At 65.3% G+C, this 16,893-nt stretch carries 14 protein-coding genes; 1 reads left to right on the top strand and 13 read right to left on the bottom strand.

Going from position 1 to position 16,893, the window contains the following annotated elements; genetic code table 11:
• Positions 1–3 precede the first annotated feature (3 nt).
• The 9 genes from ACVWWN_RS05245 to ACVWWN_RS05205 all read right to left on the bottom strand — a co-directional run bounded on the left by ACVWWN_RS05245 (position 4) and on the right by ACVWWN_RS05205 (position 9,964).
• Positions 4–975: an LLM class flavin-dependent oxidoreductase gene (locus tag ACVWWN_RS05245; protein WP_457142953.1), complete on the bottom strand. Its 972-nt coding sequence runs from the start codon at positions 973–975 to the stop codon at positions 4–6.
• Positions 975–1,919: an alpha/beta hydrolase gene (locus ACVWWN_RS05240; protein WP_457142952.1), complete on the bottom strand. Its 945-nt coding sequence runs from the start codon at positions 1,917–1,919 to the stop codon at positions 975–977. Before ACVWWN_RS05240 ends, ACVWWN_RS05245 begins: the two co-directional genes overlap by 1 nt.
• Positions 1,920–1,968: 49 nt before the next feature.
• On the bottom strand, positions 1,969–2,427 hold the full coding sequence (locus ACVWWN_RS05235; protein WP_457142951.1) for a CoxG family protein: 459 nt from the start codon (positions 2,425–2,427) through the stop codon (positions 1,969–1,971).
• Positions 2,428–2,436: 9 nt separating this feature from the next.
• Positions 2,437–3,552, bottom strand: coding sequence for an ABC transporter ATP-binding protein (locus ACVWWN_RS05230; protein ID WP_457142950.1), 1,116 nt, complete (start codon positions 3,550–3,552; stop codon positions 2,437–2,439).
• A gap of 46 nt (positions 3,553–3,598) precedes the next feature.
• On the bottom strand, positions 3,599–4,750 hold the full coding sequence (locus ACVWWN_RS05225; protein WP_457142949.1) for an ABC transporter substrate-binding protein: 1,152 nt from the start codon (positions 4,748–4,750) through the stop codon (positions 3,599–3,601).
• A gap of 92 nt (positions 4,751–4,842) precedes the next feature.
• Complete coding sequence (locus tag ACVWWN_RS05220) at positions 4,843–5,598, bottom strand: isochorismatase family protein (RefSeq protein WP_457142948.1); 756 nt, start codon at positions 5,596–5,598, stop codon at positions 4,843–4,845.
• Positions 5,591–6,403, bottom strand: a complete 813-nt coding sequence (locus ACVWWN_RS05215) for an NAD(P)-dependent oxidoreductase (RefSeq protein ID WP_457142947.1) — start codon at positions 6,401–6,403, stop codon at positions 5,591–5,593. Before ACVWWN_RS05215 ends, ACVWWN_RS05220 begins: the two co-directional genes overlap by 8 nt.
• A gap of 31 nt (positions 6,404–6,434) precedes the next feature.
• Positions 6,435–8,186, bottom strand: coding sequence for a thiamine pyrophosphate-binding protein (locus ACVWWN_RS05210; protein WP_457142946.1), 1,752 nt, complete (start codon positions 8,184–8,186; stop codon positions 6,435–6,437).
• 8 nt (positions 8,187–8,194) lie between these two features.
• Complete coding sequence (locus tag ACVWWN_RS05205; protein WP_457142945.1) at positions 8,195–9,964, bottom strand: ABC transporter permease; 1,770 nt, start codon at positions 9,962–9,964, stop codon at positions 8,195–8,197.
• A 407-nt stretch (positions 9,965–10,371) separates the two neighbouring features.
• On the opposite strand from ACVWWN_RS05205, the gene ACVWWN_RS05200 reads away from it, so the two are divergent.
• Entirely contained in the window at positions 10,372–11,001 is a 630-nt protein-coding gene (locus tag ACVWWN_RS05200; RefSeq protein WP_457142944.1) for a GntR family transcriptional regulator, read from the top strand.
• Positions 11,002–11,043: 42 nt separating this feature from the next.
• Here the strand turns inward: ACVWWN_RS05200 and ACVWWN_RS05195 are convergent, their stop codons facing one another.
• The 4 genes from ACVWWN_RS05195 to ACVWWN_RS05180 are packed head-to-tail and all read right to left on the bottom strand — an operon-like array spanning position 11,044 to position 16,873.
• On the bottom strand, positions 11,044–12,477 hold the full coding sequence (locus ACVWWN_RS05195) for an aldehyde dehydrogenase family protein (protein WP_457142943.1): 1,434 nt from the start codon (positions 12,475–12,477) through the stop codon (positions 11,044–11,046).
• A 10-nt stretch (positions 12,478–12,487) separates the two neighbouring features.
• Complete coding sequence (locus ACVWWN_RS05190; protein WP_457142942.1) at positions 12,488–13,825, bottom strand: MmgE/PrpD family protein; 1,338 nt, start codon at positions 13,823–13,825, stop codon at positions 12,488–12,490.
• A gap of 10 nt (positions 13,826–13,835) precedes the next feature.
• Complete coding sequence (locus ACVWWN_RS05185) at positions 13,836–15,446, bottom strand: thiamine pyrophosphate-binding protein (RefSeq protein ID WP_457142941.1); 1,611 nt, start codon at positions 15,444–15,446, stop codon at positions 13,836–13,838.
• 44 nt (positions 15,447–15,490) lie between these two features.
• The gene (locus ACVWWN_RS05180) at positions 15,491–16,873 is read right to left on the bottom strand and encodes a dihydroorotase (RefSeq protein ID WP_457142940.1); all 1,383 of its coding nucleotides are present in this window, start codon (positions 16,871–16,873) and stop codon (positions 15,491–15,493) included.
• Positions 16,874–16,893 lie beyond the last annotated feature (20 nt).

Genomic DNA, 16,893 nt, shown 5'->3' with positions numbered 1-16,893 from the left:
GGGTCATGTCAGGCGCGGAAGTACTTCCTCCCCGACGAACGCAATCTGGTCCTCCCACTCGTCGAAAGACAGGCGGAAGTCGAAGATGAGGTCGTCGACACCGGCTTCGCCGAGTTCGAGGCACTGTTCGACCACCTGGTCGGCGGTCCCGTAAACCAGTGCGCCCCTGAGGTCGTCGGCCGTCTCGAACCGGCCCGAGGAAGGCTTGACCCAGTACTTGGCGTTGTTCGCCCACGCGAGGAGACCCTCGACGTTGACCTTCGCGAGCGCTCCTTCGCGAGTCTTGGCGATCGAGGTCGGTGGAATTATTCCCACGTTTGGATGGGGCCGTCCGAAATCGGCGGAGACCTTTGCGAGCGTGTCGACTCGGACGCGAAGCGTATCGATGCCGATGCGTCCCGGCATCCAGCCGTCGGCGTGTTCTCCCGCGATCCGTGCGGATCGCGGGGTGTTGCCGCAGTACCACAGTGGTACGTTTCCGGCCGGTAGTGGCCTGATCTTTGCGTCCTGGAAGTCGAAGGGCCGGTCATGCCACGACACGGCATCGCCGGACCAGATCCGCCGCAGAATCTCGAAGTTGTCGATGACCAACTCGGGCCTGGGAACACCGCCGAGGCCGATCGCGGCGAATTCGTGATCGAAGTTGCCACTGCCCATCCCGATGACCAGACGCGGGCCGAGGAACTGCGTCATCGTGGTGACCACCTGCGCAGTGATGAGCGGGTGGCGGAAGGGAATCAACGATCCGGTCCCGAGTATGAGTCGATCCGTGGCCGCACCTACCGCCGTCAGGACGGTGAGCGCCTCGAAGAAGGTCTCGTCTGGCTTTTCGAACTCCCCGTGTGGAGCGAACAAAAGGTGATCGCGAACCCACACGGAGTGGAATCCGAGGCGCTCGGCCAGCCGGGATCCGTCGATGATCCGGGTGGCGTCGGCGTGAGCACCGAAGTGCGGTAGCAGAAGTCCGGTACGCATTACTCTCCCAGGTTTCTCGGTGCCGTGGTCGCCGTCTCGGACTCGTCGATGACAGTCACATCGCCTGTGGGACTGAGGTATTCTGCGAACCAGGCGATCATCTCGGGAATGACTACATCGGCGTACGCAGCGTATGCGGCATAGTGACTGCTATTGCGTTGCAAGATGAACTTCTTCGGACCCGTCGCGACCTCATAGATGGCCTCGGCGTGATCGGTCGGAGTTGTCGCGTCCTCATCGACGGCGATGACGAGCAGCGGTGTGCGCAGGCCGCGCGCCGCGTCCAGCGGGCGATATCTCAGCAGCGGGTCGACCATTGACAGCGGCACCGCGGTCGGGTTCTTGTCGTCGACGTCCTTCTTGAAGCCCGAGGCGCGACGTTCCGGTGTCTGCACCATGATCTCGTCACGCGGGTGCACGAGCTTGCTCTTGCCCGTCAGCACCCGCGTGCGGCGATCGTCGACCAATTGGCGCTGATACTCGATCCACTCCCACTCGGTACGCATGCGGCGCAGCCAATCGCGGCCATCGGCGACCGGCACCTGACTGATGACGGCGCGAACGCGGGAGTCCGCGGCCGCCAGCAGGACGACATTGCCGCCTCCGGTGCCGCCCGTCGCGTACGCCCCGATGGCGCCGGCAAGGACGTCGTCCCGGGTCGTCAGGTAAGTGACGCCGTTGATCAGGTCCTCGAGTTGGCGGTTGGGGTCGACGATGCCGCGCTCGCCCTCCGACTCCCCGAAACCACGGTAGTCGATCGAGAGGACCGCGAAGCCGCCATCGGTGAACGCCTGGTGGTAGCGCTGGTAGGCCTTGGCGTCCTTGAGCCCATACCATCCGGGTCCTTGGATGATCGCACAATAGGGACCAGCCGCGTCGGGGGTGTGCCAGAGCGCGCGCACGCGCTCGTCGCCACAAAAGTACTCGACGGTTGTCGATCTCACTTGTGCATCATCCTCATTCGCTATTTTCGAGGTTCGGCGCCTTTCGGCGTTACAGCGCCGACAGGTCCGATTCCAGATTCCCGAAGAACTCCTCGAGAACCTTGTCGCCCTTGCGCTTGATGGCGCTGGATCCGAGGGTGGCCGCGTTGCCGGTAATCCCGTACGAACCGGACACCCGCACCGTCGTCGTGGACGGCCCGGGATCGAGTTGCACTTCGCCGTTGATGGTGATGCGCGATCCCAGTTGGCGATCCTTGCCCTCAGCGCGCGCGATGATCAACTCGCTCACGCGCACATCGGTGAACCGGATGTTGAGGTCGGCGTTGAGCTTGAACATGCCGACCTTGTCCGCGATGACGGCAGAATATTTTTCCAGCGGCGCAATCTCGCGCGCATTGTGGACGACGCCGATCCAGCTCACCAGCCGGGGCACATCGGTGATGAGCTCCCAGATCGACGCCGGCCCGCCCGTCACCTCGACGGTCCGGTCAAATGCGAACTCCGCCATCGGTTCTCCTTATTCGGCCGGCACGATCGAGCAGCCCGATACCGGAAACTCCACGGTGACTCGATCTCCGGGCGCTGCCTCGACAGACGGGTGCGAACTCGCGGCGACCTCCACGCCGCCGGTGAGCGCGATCTGATAGTCGATCGACTCCCCCAGATAGGTAGCGCTCACGACCGTGCCGGCCGCCCGGTTCGGACATTCGGCGCCCGCGTCGCCGCGATGGATCACCAGGCGCTCCGGTCGCACGACCACCTCCGCCCGCGAGCCGGCGGTGACGTCCCCGGTGGCATGCGCGAGCACCCGCCCGATGGAGGTGTCGACCGAACATGTGCCGTCGAGGCCGACTTCGACGACCTTCGCATCCAGAAAATTGGACTTCCCCACGAAATCCGCGACGAAGCGGGTCTGCGGCCGCTCGTAGATCTGCCGCGGAGATCCCATCTGTTCGACTCGTCCGTCGCGCAGCACCGCGACCGACGTGGAGAGCGCGAGTGCCTCCGTCTGGTCATGGGTGACATAGAGGATCGTCAGGCCCATTTCGCGCTGCAGACGGATCAGTTCGGCGCGCATGCTCACACGCAGCTTGGCGTCCAGGTTGGACAGCGGCTCATCCAGCAGGAGTACGGGCGGTTCCTGACCGAGTGCCCGCGCCAGCGCCAGTCGCTGCTGCTGACCGCCGGAAAGGTCGGTCGCCATCCGCGTTGCGAGGTGATCGAGCTCGCAAATGGCCAATGTCCGCTCCACCACCGCCTTGATCTGCGCCTTCGACTTCTTGGGCTTCTGCGACGCCAGCGGGTACGCAGCGTTCTGAAAGACGTTCATATGAGGCCAGATTGCATAGGACTGGAACACCATGCCCAGCCCCCGCCGATTCGCCTGCACGTTGATCCGGCGGTCCGAGGAGAACAGCGTGGAGCCGTTGACGACGATCGACCCCGAATCGGGATCCTCGAGGCCGCTGACGCTGCGCAACAGCGTGGTCTTCCCGCAGCCCGACGGTCCGAGCAGGGTGAAGAAGTCGCCCTCGTTCACCTGCAGCGTCACATCGTCGACAGCCCTGACCCGACCGAACTGTTGCGCCTTCGCCTGCTCGTACGTCTTGACCAGTGACTGGATGTCCAGCATGGCCACCCCTTCTGTTGGTGTGCGGGATTTGCGGTGAGTCCGAGACCTACGACCGGGCCTTCTTGCCCGTCGCCGCGAGCATGTCGGCGAAAAGCTTCTGGTATCGGGTGATGTTCGGGATCATGCCGCCGTAGTCGATGTAGTAGATCTCCGCACCCGGGTCGGCGGCCACGCCGATCTTGGCGTCCTTGAGCGTCGACGTGCGCTGCGACGTCGCCCACTGGCCCTGCTGGTTGTCGATCATCAGATATTCGGCGAGCAAGAGCGCCGCGGCCGGATGCGCTGCCCCGCTGGCGATGCCGGTACCGCCGAACTCCGAGATGATCGGCCCGACCTTCGGGCTCCAGTCCATCTTTCCGCCGTCTTTGATCGTCTGAAGCACACGGTAGTGGTAGTTGTCCGGGGCGATCCGGAACTGCCCCGCCGCGATCAATTCGGTCATCGCGGTGTGGCCGTCGAACGGTGTCGATCGCTTCACCGCATCGCCGACGAGCTTGAGTGCGTCTTCTTCGGTCATGTGATTCTGCTTCTGCAGCAGGGCGACCATCCCGTACACCCAGTCCGCGTCGGTCTGTTCGATCGCCATCCCGTCGGTGTAATTGGTCAGCAGGTCGGGGTAATCCTTCGGCATTTTGCCGGCGGGCAACGCGCTGCTGTTCCAGGCCACGACGAAGGGGTACACCTGATCCCCGAACCAGGTCGGGAACACCGCCTCCGGAATCAATTGCTGTAGTACCGGCGACTTCAGTACGGCGTAATGGCCTTCCTGCGCCAGGATTCCGGGATCGCTGCCGGTCGCGGAGAGCACGTCGGCGCGAATTCCGCCGCCGGACGCCTCCTGCTCCGTGCGCTGACGCACGGTTGCCGAGCCGGCGCGGTAGACGTTGATCGTGATGCCGGTCTTCTTCTTGAAATCATCGACGATCGCGGTGACGTCATCGGCATTGAACGATGTGTACCACGTGACTACGCCACCTTCCTGCTTGGCGAGTTCCGTCAGCTTCTGACGCCGGGCCTGCAGGTCGTCCACCCCCGCAAGACCGTCGTACACCTGCTGGAGCTTGCTGTCGCTGACCGTGCTGGTTCCGCCGTCACCGGTCTTCGTCGGTGGGCTTCCACAGGCTGCGAGCGCAACTGCAACGAGGGCGACAAGGGCAGCGATGACGCGTACCCGACCGCCTCCCCACGGACCTGACATCATGAGCTCCCTTCGGCGGATACCGCACCATTCTGATGTATACATTTGCACACGTCAACGATTCGCGGGTGATTATGACCAGTTGCCACAGATCATTTCGACGCGACAGCGTCGGCCCCGCGCCGCCTTAGCGTCAACCCGTTCAGATAACCGACGATCTCGTCGACGGGGCCCACGTTGGCGTACTTCATGTCCATGTCGAAAAGCGCCATTGCGTGGGACGCCTCCCCCCGGTCGAAAGTCGCCTCCTCGGCGACCGCCACCCGGTAGTCATAGGAGAACGCATCGATCACGGTCGCGCGCACACATCCGCTGGTGGTCGTGCCGCAGACGATCAGAGTGTCGATCTGGCGCGAGATCAGGTGGCTGACGAGCGCCGTGCCGAAGAACGCGCTGGGCTTGCGCTTCTCGATCACGAGATCGCCTTCCTGCGGCGTGATCTCGGTGAGGATCTGATCCGCTTGCGGTGTATCGGTGTTCTGGCGGGCGTTCTTGTCCGCCCAGCGACCCCGGTCCGACCCATCCGCGCTGCGCGGCGCCCCGCGGGTGTAGAACACCGGGATACCAACCCGGCGCGCAGTAATCAGCAGCCGCTCGATATGGGGCAGCGCGTCCCACGCGACGGCTCCACATGAGCTTCGCCACCGCTGGACGGATGCCAGGATCGGCTCCCGGCGATCTCCGCAGAAGCCGTAGGTGACATCGACGACCAGCAAGGCCGGCCGCTCTCCCAGCGGGGCGCGAACGCCGTATCCGCCTGCGGCGAACACCGCCCGATCCTGCTCCGTCAGAAAGACATTCGAACGGATCGGGCGCTGTCCGTTCGAGCGATCGGTGTGGTCAGACACCGTACTGGGAGACGTCGTAGCGGCGGGGCAGCAACGAGCGGCAGATCTCGCGGTTGAGGCCTGCCTGCGGCAACCCGATGCCCTTCTGATTCGCCATCGCGCCGACGATCACCATGTCGTCCTCGGCCCAGGCCATGGTCTGCTTGCCCCACAGGGTCAGCGCGCCGTTCGTGGCGCTGGAGATCAGTAGTGCTTGCCGCAGCACCTCGGTGTCGACGCCGTATCGGTCGGCCAGCGCAAAAGCCTCGTGGTCGGCGACCAGACATGCCCACAGCACCAGATTGTTGGCAGCCTTGCACACCTGTGATGTTCCGGGGCCCCCCGAGTGGACGACGTCCGAGGAATACGCGCCGACAACGTCTCTGAGCCGCGCGAAGACCTCCGGGCTGCCGCCGATGAACGTCAGCAGCGTGCCCTCGTCGGCGAACCAGCTGCCCCGGCACACCGTGGCGTCGACGACGCTGATCTCCTTCTCCTGCCCGAGCTCGGCCAGCGCCTCGACCGTCTCCGGCAGGACCGTGCTGACGACGGCGATCACCGAGCCCCGCTTCGCCGAGTCGAGCAGCCCGTCAGCTCGGGTGGTCAGTTCGGTGACATCGCGGTCGTAACCCACGCAGATCAGGATGAACTCGGATTCCCGCGCGAGGTCGCCCGCGTTCCCACACCAGAGCGCACCCGCGTCCTCGACGGCTTTCCGGCGATCCTCGCTGACGTCGAAGGCGCGTACCTCGTGACCGTGCCGGACGAGGTGGCCCATGATCGGCGTCCCCATCCGGCCGATGCCGATGACTCCCACAGTGCTCACAGATTTTTGCCTTCCGGGTGTGTCGGTTTGCTCATTGGTGTTGGCAGACGACGTCCACCAAGGCCGGTTTGGACTGCGTGCGCACGACGTCGATGGCGCGACGTACCGCGGCGCCGATCGCGTCGGGATCGGTTATCGGCCCTTCGGCGTACCAGCCGAACGACCGTGCGATGCCCGCGAAGTCAGGGGCCGGATTGTCCAGTTCCATCCCCAAATAGGCGTTTTCGATCGGGGTCCCGCGCACTGTCGCCATCCGCTCCTGATGCAGCCAGTCGTTGTAGTATGCGCGGTTGTTGAACATCACGGCGAGCAAGGGGATTTCGTGGTAGGCCGCGGTCCACAGCGCCTGGGGATCGAACAGGAGATCTCCGTCCGGCTGCAGATCGACGACGAGCCGGCCCGCGTCACGGTGCGCCAGCGCGGTGCCGATGGCAATCGAGATCTGGGTCCCGGTGCCCAGCGTCTTGCCCACGTGGCGGTGGGGCAGGTCGAAATCCCATATGCGGTAGGCCCAGTCGCTGGCAGTTCCGGGAGCCAACACCCAATCGTGTTCCCGGACCGCCTCCCATACCTCGGCGGCCAGTCGCGCCGTCGACACGGGCGAGTCGTTCCAGACCTTCTCCGCCTGCTTGCGCCAGAGCGCCCGGGCCTCGTCGTGCATCTTCGTCAGCCGCGACTTCTGCTCTACCCGCGCCGCCGCCCGCTGCGGTGAGTCCGCCCCCGCCCGCTCCCGGCACAATTCCAGCAGCCGGGGCAGGGCAACCGCGGTGTCGGCCGTCACCTGCAGGTCAACCTCCTCCAGCGAGGCGAAGTCGTGTGTCCACGATGAGATGGCCATGTCGTTGTAGCCGAGGTCCACGACCTTGGCGCCCGGCGCGAGGTGGGAGGTGATCCGGCGTGTCGTGTAGTCCGTCGTCTTGGTCGGCCGCTCCATGTCCTTCACGTCGAGGAACAGCACCAGGTCTGCGTCGGTCAATGCCGGTGTGCCCTCGACGTTGAGGGGATGCTGATTCGGGAAGTTCAGCCGGTGATGCGCATCGATCACACCCGCGCCGGCCAACTCGGCGAGTTCGACCAGCAGGCCGAAGGCCTCGGGGCTGCGGCCCGCGTAGCCCGGAATCACCACCGGCCGTTCGGCGTCCATCAGCATCCGGGCCAACTCGGCGAGCGCCGCGTCGTCGGCGCCGAAGCTCGACGGCACCGCGAACCGGTCGAAGTTGGGGTAGGCCACCGGCTCGGTTAGTTTCTCTTCCTGTAGTCCGCCGTCCAGCGCGATGTAGACAGGACCTTGCGGTTGGAGCATCGAAACCCGGTGCCCGCGCGCAATCGTCGGCGCGATCGAGTCGATCGACGCGGGCTGGTCGTCCCACTTCGTGAACTCACGCACGGCGTTGCCCTGCACGTTGGCACTGTGGATCCAGTCGATATTCGCGCGCCGCTTCTCGAGTGCCATCGGCCCGGCGCCGCCGAGGATCATCATCGGCACCCGGTCGATGTAGGCGTAGTAGATCGCCATCACGCCGTGCAGCAGGCCGACGACGTTGTGCAACACGACCGCCATCGGTTCGCCGCTGGCTTTCGCGTACCCGTGTGCGATGCCGACCGCCACGTTCTCGTGCAGGCACTGGATCAGTTCCGGCCGGTTGCCGCTGTGGTTCACCAACGAGTCGTGCAGCCCGCGGAAGGATGCTCCGGGGTTGAGGCTGACGTAGCGGTATCCCATGGCGTTGATCGCGTCCGCCATCACATCCGAGCCGTACTCCGGCACTCGTTCTCGGGCCACGATTTGGGTCACCTTTCGCGCTTGGGTGCGGTATGCGGTGCGCCTCGGGTCAGAGTCGCCCGCCCAGATCGACCGATCCGGACCGCCGGGACAGCATGAGCATGATCGTGACGAAGCCGACCAGCGCCGCGATGAGCATGGTGCCGACCGCCGAGAGGCCACCTATCGACCCGTTCTGGTACTGCTCCCAGATGAGGATCGACAGCACCTGGTTGCCCGGCGAGTACAGCAGGAGCGAACTCGCGAGTTCCCGAATCGAGACGATGAAGATGTAGATCCAGCCCGCCATCAGGCCCGGCGCCATCAGGGGAAAGACCACCCTTGCGCAGCGTGCGCACCAGCGACGCCCCGCTGACCTCCGAGGCCTCGTCGAGTTCGACGCTGATCTGTGACATAGCGCTCGATGCGTATCGCATCCCGTACGGCATGTACCGAGTTACATAGGCAACGAACAGAATCCACAGAGTGCCGTAAACCGGAATCGGTGCGCGGAGGTAGACGAACAGCAACGCGACACCGACCACCACGCTCGGAATGGCAATCGGCGCCGAGGCAACCCAGTCCAGAACCCACCGTCCCTTGATCTGGCTTCGCGCCATGAACCACGCGGCGAAGCCCATCACCAGGATCACCGTGGACGCGGAGCCGACCGCCAGGACCAGCGAGTTCTGAAGCGAGGCGATCGTGTCGGGATTGTTCACGATGGCGACGTAGTTCTGCATGGTCAGGTGGCTCAACGTCGACATGCTCGGACTGGAATAGATCTGTTGCGTCGAGGCGTAGACCAGGATGAGGATCGGCAGGATGATCGCGACGAGGAAGTACAACGCGACGAATCCGGCTGCCACCCACCGGTAGGCACCGAGCCTGATCGTTCGCGGGCGGAAGCCCTTGCCGGTCACCGTCGCATACCGCTTCCCATTGCCCAGCACGCGGGAGTAGTAGTAGACGCCGAGCACGGTGAGCAGGAGCAGCCCCAGTGCGTACGCTCCTGCCTCGCCATATCTGGTCGGATAGCCGTTCAATGCATCCCAGATCTCGCTGGTGATGACGCGATTGCCCTCGTAGCTGCCCAGCAACACCGGCACCTCGAAGGATTCCAGGCCCGTGACGATTGCGATGATCAGCGAGCCCAGCAGCGCTGGACGCGCGAGCGGGAGCGTCACCGTCAACAGCATCCGTGGCACGCTCGAACCCGCCGCGAGTGAAGCTTCCTCCAGGCTCGGGTCCATCCCCCGGAAGGCGGTCAGGGTCAGCAGGAATACCAGCGGCGCGGTGTGCAGCCCCTGGACGAACATCATTCCCCAGATGCTGAAGATGTTGACGTGAATACCCGGGATGCTGTTGATCGCGCCGATTTGCGGACTGGCCAGCAGCAGCCATGCGATGGTGTGCAGCACTCCCGGGATGATCAGCGGAACCAGCGATGAAGCGATCATCAGGCTCTTGGCGGGAGCGTCTGTTCGTGCCACGACGAACGCCAGTGTCGAGCCGAGGATAACCGCGAAAATGGCGGAGCCAACTGCATATTCGACGGTCGTCCAGATGACGTCGCCGATGCCGGGAGACAGGTAAGCCGAGCGCAGGAACTCCAGCGTGAACCCGGTGTCGCCATTGAACGTCCCGTTGACGAGATAGACGATCGGGCCGATGGTGAAATAGCCGATGACGACGATGAGTAGCAGCAGGATCAGGGAGTTACGGCTCACCCGGATCTTGCGCATGACAGGTGCCGGTATCGCGGGCTCGACTCTCGGCGGTGCTTCGACGGTGATCATGCGACGCCCCGGCAGACATCTGAACAACGCAGTACGGCAACGGATTGCGATGCGCTCATCGGGGGCCTTATCGGCGTGCGGCTGATCATGTAAGCCTCCTCGATGAAGCAGACGGTATGAGTAGATATACTGCTGCATACATCGGTGTACGTCAATGGGGCCCACCGTCCCGAATTGTCGTCTACTCGCCTGGCGGGCTTGGGTTTTCATCGCACCGTGCCGGCATGGCGGGGCCGCCGGCCGCCGGTCGACCCGCGTGTCATCGTCACCATTCGGCTGCGCCGTCGCCGGACTCGCACGAGCACATTGTGGATAGTTTCGAGATCGTATGGTATACCTCAGAATACAATGCATACAGTGCATACAGATGCCACGAGTGGTAGCTGGGGTGGAGGGGACAAATCGGGGTGGACGTCTACCATCAACTGCGCGAAGCGATTGTCGACGGCACTTTCTCCGCCGATACGCCGCTGACGGAAACCACGCTTGCCGCACAGTTCAGCGTCAGCCGTACCCCGATCCGGGAAGCGCTACGGCGTCTCGAACAGGATGGCCTCGTCGAGCGGGGACCGCGCGGGATGCAGGTGCGCGGCCGTAGCCCCGAAGAGATCCTGGAGATCTACGAGGTGCGCATCGTCCTCGAGGCCGCGGCCGCCCGCGCTGCGGCCGAGCGTCGAACCGAGCTCGACGTGCTCAAGCTGGAGCAGGTCCATGCAGCCATGGTCGCCGCGGCGGTTGAGGACCCCGAAAGCCTGGCCGCCACGAACCGCAGATTCCATGAGGCGATCTGGGCGACCAGCCATAATGCCACACTCATCGACCTGCTCGTCCGGCTGCACGCGCACCTGATCCGCTACCGGGAGACCACCCTGACCTACGACGACCGCTGGAAGGTCGCCCTGAAAGAACACCAGCAGCTGATCAAGGCGATCAAGGCGGGTGATCGCGATCGCGCCGGCCGGATCGCCGAGGAGCACATGACCGCGGCGCGCAACGTGCGCCTGCAGATGTACGCGGCGGCCGAAACCACTCACTGAACCGGCGCCTTGCCGTAGCCGCGAAACGTCCGGCGCGGCCGATCAGGCCGGCCCGATGGTGATCAATCGTTGTTCGGTCATCTCTTCGATGGCGTATCGCGGCCCCTCCAAGCCGGTGCCGCTGTCCTTCACGCCACCATAGGGCATCAGATCGACTCTGCTGCTTGATGTCTCGTTGATATGCACTGATCCCATCCGTAGCCGGCCGGCCGCATACAGCGCATTGTTGAGATCACGTGTGAAGATGCCCGCCGCAAGACCGTACGGGGTGTCGTTGATGTCGACGACGGCGTCGTCGAGGTTGTCGAACCGCACCAGGCTGACCACCGGGCCGAAAATCTCCTTGGTCATCACGTCCATGCTGCCGTCGACGTCCTTCAGGATCGTCGGTGAGATGACTTGACCGTTACGGTCTCCGCCCCTGACCACGGTAGCCCCGTGTTCCACCGCCGACTGCACCCATTTCTCCACGCGGTCGGCCTCCGTCGCGCTGATCACGGGGCCGACGAAGGTCTCGTCCCGGCGGGGGTCGCCCGCGCGGCGGGTGCCCAGTCGGTGCGCCAGTTGATCGGCGAACTCGTCGGCGATTCCGGACTGGACGTACAGGCGCTGGACCGAGGTGCACACCTGACCCGCCTTGCGGAAGGCCGCGTTGATGCACGCATCGACCGCGCGTTCCAGTGGGGCGTCGTTACACACCAACGTGCTCGAGAGACTGCCGAGTTCGAGCTGGGCCTTGCGAATACCGATCGCCCGCCGGATGTGCTCGCCGACACCGGTACTGCCTGTGAATGCGTAGAAGGCAGGCACCGGGCTTGCCAGCAGAGTCTCGCCGACCGTCGCGCCGCCGCCGTGCACCAACGCGATGAGCGACTCCGGCAGGCCGCATTCGAGCAGCAACTCGACCAACAACACCGCCGTGAGCGGTGTCTGCGCGGCCGGCTTGAGGATGACCGCGTTGCCTGCGGCGAGCGCCGGGCCCACTTTGTGCGCGACGGTGTTCAGCGGAGAGTTGAACGGCGTGATCGCACAGACCACGCCCACGGGGTGCCGCACCGTGAAAGCCAGCCGTTCCCCCGCACCGGGTGCGCCGTGGAGGGGCACGACCTCGCCGTGTATCCGCTTGGCTTCCTCGCCGCAGAGCAACAGGGTCTGTACCGCGCGCCCGACCTCGCGCTCGGCGTCGGCGACGGTGAAGCCGGTGTCATCGATGATCGAATCGACGAACTCCGGCCGACGCTCGGCAAGCAAGGCCGACGCCCTGGACAACACCAGATACCGGTCGTAATGCGGAAACGACGTTGTCGTCGCCGCCGTCGCCGCCCGCGCCAGCGCGGTCAGTGCGGTGTCCACCTGCTCTGGCGATGCATAGTGAACCACCGCCACTGGTTTGCCGTCGAATTTGTCTGCTGCCTCGTGGGTGGTGTGGCCGTCGGTCCATTGTCCGCCGATGAACAACCGTGCCTGTTTCGTCATCGTTCTCCGTTCACTTCGATCCGAGGGCTGACAGCGAGGCGCGACCCCGTAAGTTCCATAGCTGCCCGCTGAGTTCGGCGGCGGCTTCCGCGCCGATCTCCGGGACCACCAGATCGTCGAATTTCGTGCGCATTTCGCCGTCGGTCAGGGGATCATCCGGGTCACCCTTGCGGGTACGGCGCCGACGTGTCAGCTCGGATCCGTCCGCCAGGCGCAGCGTGACCACCGCCTGGCGCCGCGCCGGGAACTCCTCGTCGAACTCGGGGTCGGCAACGATAGTCGTCCTGGCCAACAGATCCCGTATCCCCGGGTGGGCAAGGCTGTCGGTGGTGAAGGCGGCGAGCCGCACTGTGCCCAACCACAACGCGGCCGCGACGCAGTACCCGAGACTGAACTTCGCTTCGAATTCGGTTCGCGGATCGCTGTTTCCGGCCACCCGGGTGGCCACACTGTACGTCCGGATCACGATCGAGTCGATCAGGTTCGGGTCGACTTCGGTAGCCCGCAGCTCGAGCGCGGCATCGACGGCGGCGAAGGTGTGGCCGCAACACGAGTGATTCTTCACCGTCGCCTGGGTGATGCCCCACGGATCACCCAGGCCCCCGACCGATGCCGTCCAGTCCGGGTCGGCCGCCATGGCTGCGCCGAACCCGGCCGCACCCTCCAGGATGTCGGCTGCCCCGGTGAAGCCGTGCCCGGCCGCCAGGGCCGCGACCAGCCCCGCGTCTGCGGCGTGCCCGGCATGGAGTGGCTTGCTCATCGCGTCGGACCGGAACGCCTGTTGCAGGCCGGCCGCCATGGTGGTAGCCGTCGCCAGCGCGTGCGCGAATCCCTCGGTGTCCAGTTCGGTGAGTTCGGCCACCGCAGCGGCGGCGCCGATCGTGCCCACGGTGCCCGTGGTGTGCCAGAACTTGTAGTGCGCGGGCTGAATCGCCGCGGCGATGCGGTCCCCGATCTCGTAGCCGACGGCCACCGCCCGTAGGAACTGCTCCCCGGAGACGTCGAGGTGCTGGCCCGCGGCAAGCGCCGCCGCCACGGTCGGCGAACCCGGGTGGTAGATGCCGTCGCGGTAGATGTCGTCGAGTTCGGCGGTGTGCGATGCGGTGCCGTTGATCAGTGCGGCGGTACGCGGATCCACTCGGCCCCCGACGGCGACAAGCTCCGACCGGCCGGTGCCCCGGGCGAAGCCGAGCGTCTCACCGAGGATGCGCGCCGGGTCCATGCGCGCACCGGCGACCGTCGCGGCGAACCAGTCCACCACCGCGCGGGTGGCCGCGCTGTAGATGGAGTCATCCAGCTCCGCTTTGCGTTGGGTCACCGCGAATTCGGCGAAATCGTGCGCTTTCACGTCCATGCTCCTAGAACTGGGATTCGTACTGCGACGGGTCGATACGAGCCTCGACGACCAGCGGCCGGCGCAGGCTCTCCACCTCGATCAGCGCCTTCTCCAACTCCGCGGTGGACTCTGCGCGGACACCGTCGCAGTCCATCGCCGTCGCGAGGCCGACGAGATCGATGTCCTCGATCCTGGTCGCCGTGCTCGGATACTCCTGTGCCATCTGTTTGAGCTCGATCCGGTTCAGGCTGCCGTCCACGAACACGACGAACACGATCGGCAGCCCGCGTGCGGCGGCCAGCCGGATCTCGGTGGCGGCCATGGCGAATCCGCCATCGCCGACCAGCGCGACCACCGGCTGCGAGGGGAAGGCGAGCTTCGCGGCGATGGCGGCCGGAACCCCGAACCCCATCGACGACAGCCCGTTGGTCATCAGCAGCCCCCGCGGGGCGTGGGTTCGCCAGCCCTGGCCGACCAGCAGCTTGTGCGAGCCGACGTCGGTGGCCGCAATGGCGTCCCTTGGCATCGCCGCCCGGACGACATCGACGACGTCCGTCGGGTTGAGGTGGCCTTCCACGCGTCCCCGGTAGTAGGCGTTTTCCAGCCGGGTGCGGTGTGCAGCAACGTCGTTCGTGGTCCATCTCGGCTGTCCGGTCCACGACTCGCGGAGGGCGTCGAGCACCGCTCCGACATCGCCGACACATTCGACGTCACTGGCATAGATCTGATCGGTGTTATGCAGCGCGTCGATGTGCAACACCGGGGCGGCGATACGCCACGGTTTGATCAACTCGACCGCATCGAAACCCGCGGCGATGATCAGGTCCGACTCCTCGAGCAGCTGCCAGACCAGCTGATTACAGGCCATGTCGAGCACGCCGGCGAACATCGGGTGTTCCTCCGGGAATACGCCCTTCGCCATCGGCGAAACCACCACGGGAACGGCTATCTCGTCCGCGAACCGGACGAGCGCATCGGTGGCCCCGGCCCGGGTGGCACCGATGCCGGTCAACACGATCGGGCGCTTTGCCTTGGCCAGCAGTTGAGACGGGTCCGGTGCACCGGGTGCGCGCACCACCCCGATCGTGGACAGCGCCGCCATTGCCGGCGGCGGAACGAAGGTGGTGTCGGTCGCGGGTGCCTTACTGACATCTCCGGCGATGGTCAGGTGCACCGCACCCGGCCGCTCCGCCTGCGCCAGGCTGAACGCCTTGCGCATGGTGGTCCCGACCGCACTCGACTCGATCCGGCCGGCCCACTTGGTGATCGAGGAATACAACAGCTTGTGGTCGATCACCTGATGGGTGAAGTACTGCTCGCGTGAGGTCTCGATCTGCCCCGACAGCGCGATCATCGGCACCCGGTCCGTGTTGGCCGCTGCGACGCCGTTGACCAACGCGGTCGACCCGGGCCCGAGGGTGGACAGGCACACCCCCGGGAGTCCGGTTGCCATCGCGGATGCCTCCGCCATGAACGCCGCGGAGCCCTCCCGTCGGGCGAGCACCACATCGATGCCGCGCCGGCGCGAGCGTTCCATCAACTCGATGATGGGGTCGCCGGGATAGGCGAAGATACTGCGCACCCCGGCGCGCGCCAGCGAGTCCGCCACCACTTCTGCGGTCGATTGCGACATCGGTACTACCTTTCCACAACTGGACGGGCGAGCTCGGTCGGCGGTCAGCCGTTGGGCCGCAGTAGCTTTCCGGATCCGGCATCTGCGGTCACGTTCCCGTCCTGCATGATGACGCGGCCGCGCAGGATCGTCATCTGCGGGCGTCCCTTGGTGTTGAAGTCCTCGCTCGGCATCCAACCGCACATGTAATGGCTGTGCGCCGCGCGCAGCACCTCCTCGTGCTCCATGTCCAGCACCACCAGGTCGGCGTCGGCGCCGGGCAGGATCGCACCCTTGCGGCCGTAGTAGCCGGTCAGCCGGGCGGGCGCGTGGCAGCACATCTCGACGACGCGCTCCAGCGTGAGCCGGTCCTTGTACACCTCGGTCAGCAGCAGTCGCAGGTACTGCTCGATCATCGGGCTGCCGCCGGGTGCGGTGTACATGTCGGTCCAGCCGACCTCCTTCTCCTCCTTGGTGTGTGGCCCGTGGTCACTGCCGATGACGTCGATCGTGCCGTTGATCACGGCGTCCCACATCGACGGGTTGTCCTCTTCGGGGACCCAGAAGCCCAGCGCGTAGGGGCCCTTCTTCTCGATGTTCGCCCAGTCATTGGTGACGAACAGCGCGAACGGGTTCGCCTCCGCGGTGACGTCGCGCCCCTCGGCCTTGGCTTCGGCGACCATCTTGATCCCATTGCGCGTGGAGAGGTGCAGCACATGGAGTTTCGTTCCCACCGAACGCTGGAACTCGAGGATGCTGGCGATGGCGGTGTTGAGCACCACGCCGTTGCCGCCACGTAGGGCGCGGGCGTAGGAGCGGAAATCCATGCCCCACTGCTCCTGGGAGCGCTGGACGAACAATTCGTACAGGTCGTGGTCGTGGGGGTGAATGTAGAGCGGCAGACCCGTCTCGGCGACTTCTTCGAAGACCCGGTAGAGCATCGCGTGGTTGGTCAGCGACGTGCCCGGCGGGTGCGGGTAGTCGCGCCCGATGTCCTTCATCATCCACACCTTGAATGCGGTGGCACCCGCCTCGGCCAGTTCCTTGATGTTCTCCGGTACCACTCCGGATGCGTTGTGCCCGAAGTCGACGACCGCCTTGGATTGCGCGTTCTCCAGGTGCGCCTTCAGTCGGTCCGCCGTTGTGGTCGGCGGGTCGACGTTGGGCATGTCGAAGACCGTGGTCACGCCGCCGGCCGCGGCGGCGATGGTGCCGTGGTAGTAGTCCTCCTTGTGCGTGTACCCGGGGTCGCGAAAGTGGCAGTGCGTGTCGATCAGTCCCGGAATGACCGGGTTGTCGCCGGCGTCGATTGTCTTGGTGGCGGAGGCCTGCTCGTCGGGGGCGAGGATGCCCGCGATCTTCTCGCCACGGACGGCCACCTGTCCCGACACAGGGCCCGCGGGTGTGACGATCGTGGAGGACTTGACGATGAGGTCGTAATCGTTCATTTCTGCTCCTTGAAGTCGCT

The organism is Mycobacterium sp. URHB0021 (genome assembly GCF_054057895.1).
The sequence above is the reverse complement of the archived record's forward strand: the minus strand, read 5'-3'. Positions and strand labels throughout refer to the sequence as shown.

What these genes read in the sequence shown, in the direction of transcription:
- ACVWWN_RS05205 (WP_457142945.1), bottom strand. Translation starts at nt 9,964, where the DNA reads ATGATCACCGTCGAAGCACCGCCGAGAGTCGAGCCCGCGATACCGGCA.
- ACVWWN_RS05230 (WP_457142950.1), bottom strand. Translation starts at nt 3,552, where the DNA reads ATGCTGGACATCCAGTCACTGGTCAAGACGTACGAGCAGGCGAAGGCG.
- ACVWWN_RS05185 (WP_457142941.1), bottom strand. Translation starts at nt 15,446, where the DNA reads ATGTCGCAATCGACCGCAGAAGTGGTGGCGGACTCGCTGGCGCGCGCC.
- ACVWWN_RS05225 (WP_457142949.1), bottom strand. Translation starts at nt 4,750, where the DNA reads ATGTCAGGTCCGTGGGGAGGCGGTCGGGTACGCGTCATCGCTGCCCTT.
- ACVWWN_RS05195 (WP_457142943.1), bottom strand. Translation starts at nt 12,477, where the DNA reads ATGACGAAACAGGCACGGTTGTTCATCGGCGGACAATGGACCGACGGC.
- ACVWWN_RS05245 (WP_457142953.1), bottom strand. Translation starts at nt 975, where the DNA reads ATGCGTACCGGACTTCTGCTACCGCACTTCGGTGCTCACGCCGACGCC.
- ACVWWN_RS05180 (WP_457142940.1), bottom strand. Translation starts at nt 16,873, where the DNA reads ATGAACGATTACGACCTCATCGTCAAGTCCTCCACGATCGTCACACCC.
- ACVWWN_RS05235 (WP_457142951.1), bottom strand. Translation starts at nt 2,427, where the DNA reads ATGGCGGAGTTCGCATTTGACCGGACCGTCGAGGTGACGGGCGGGCCG.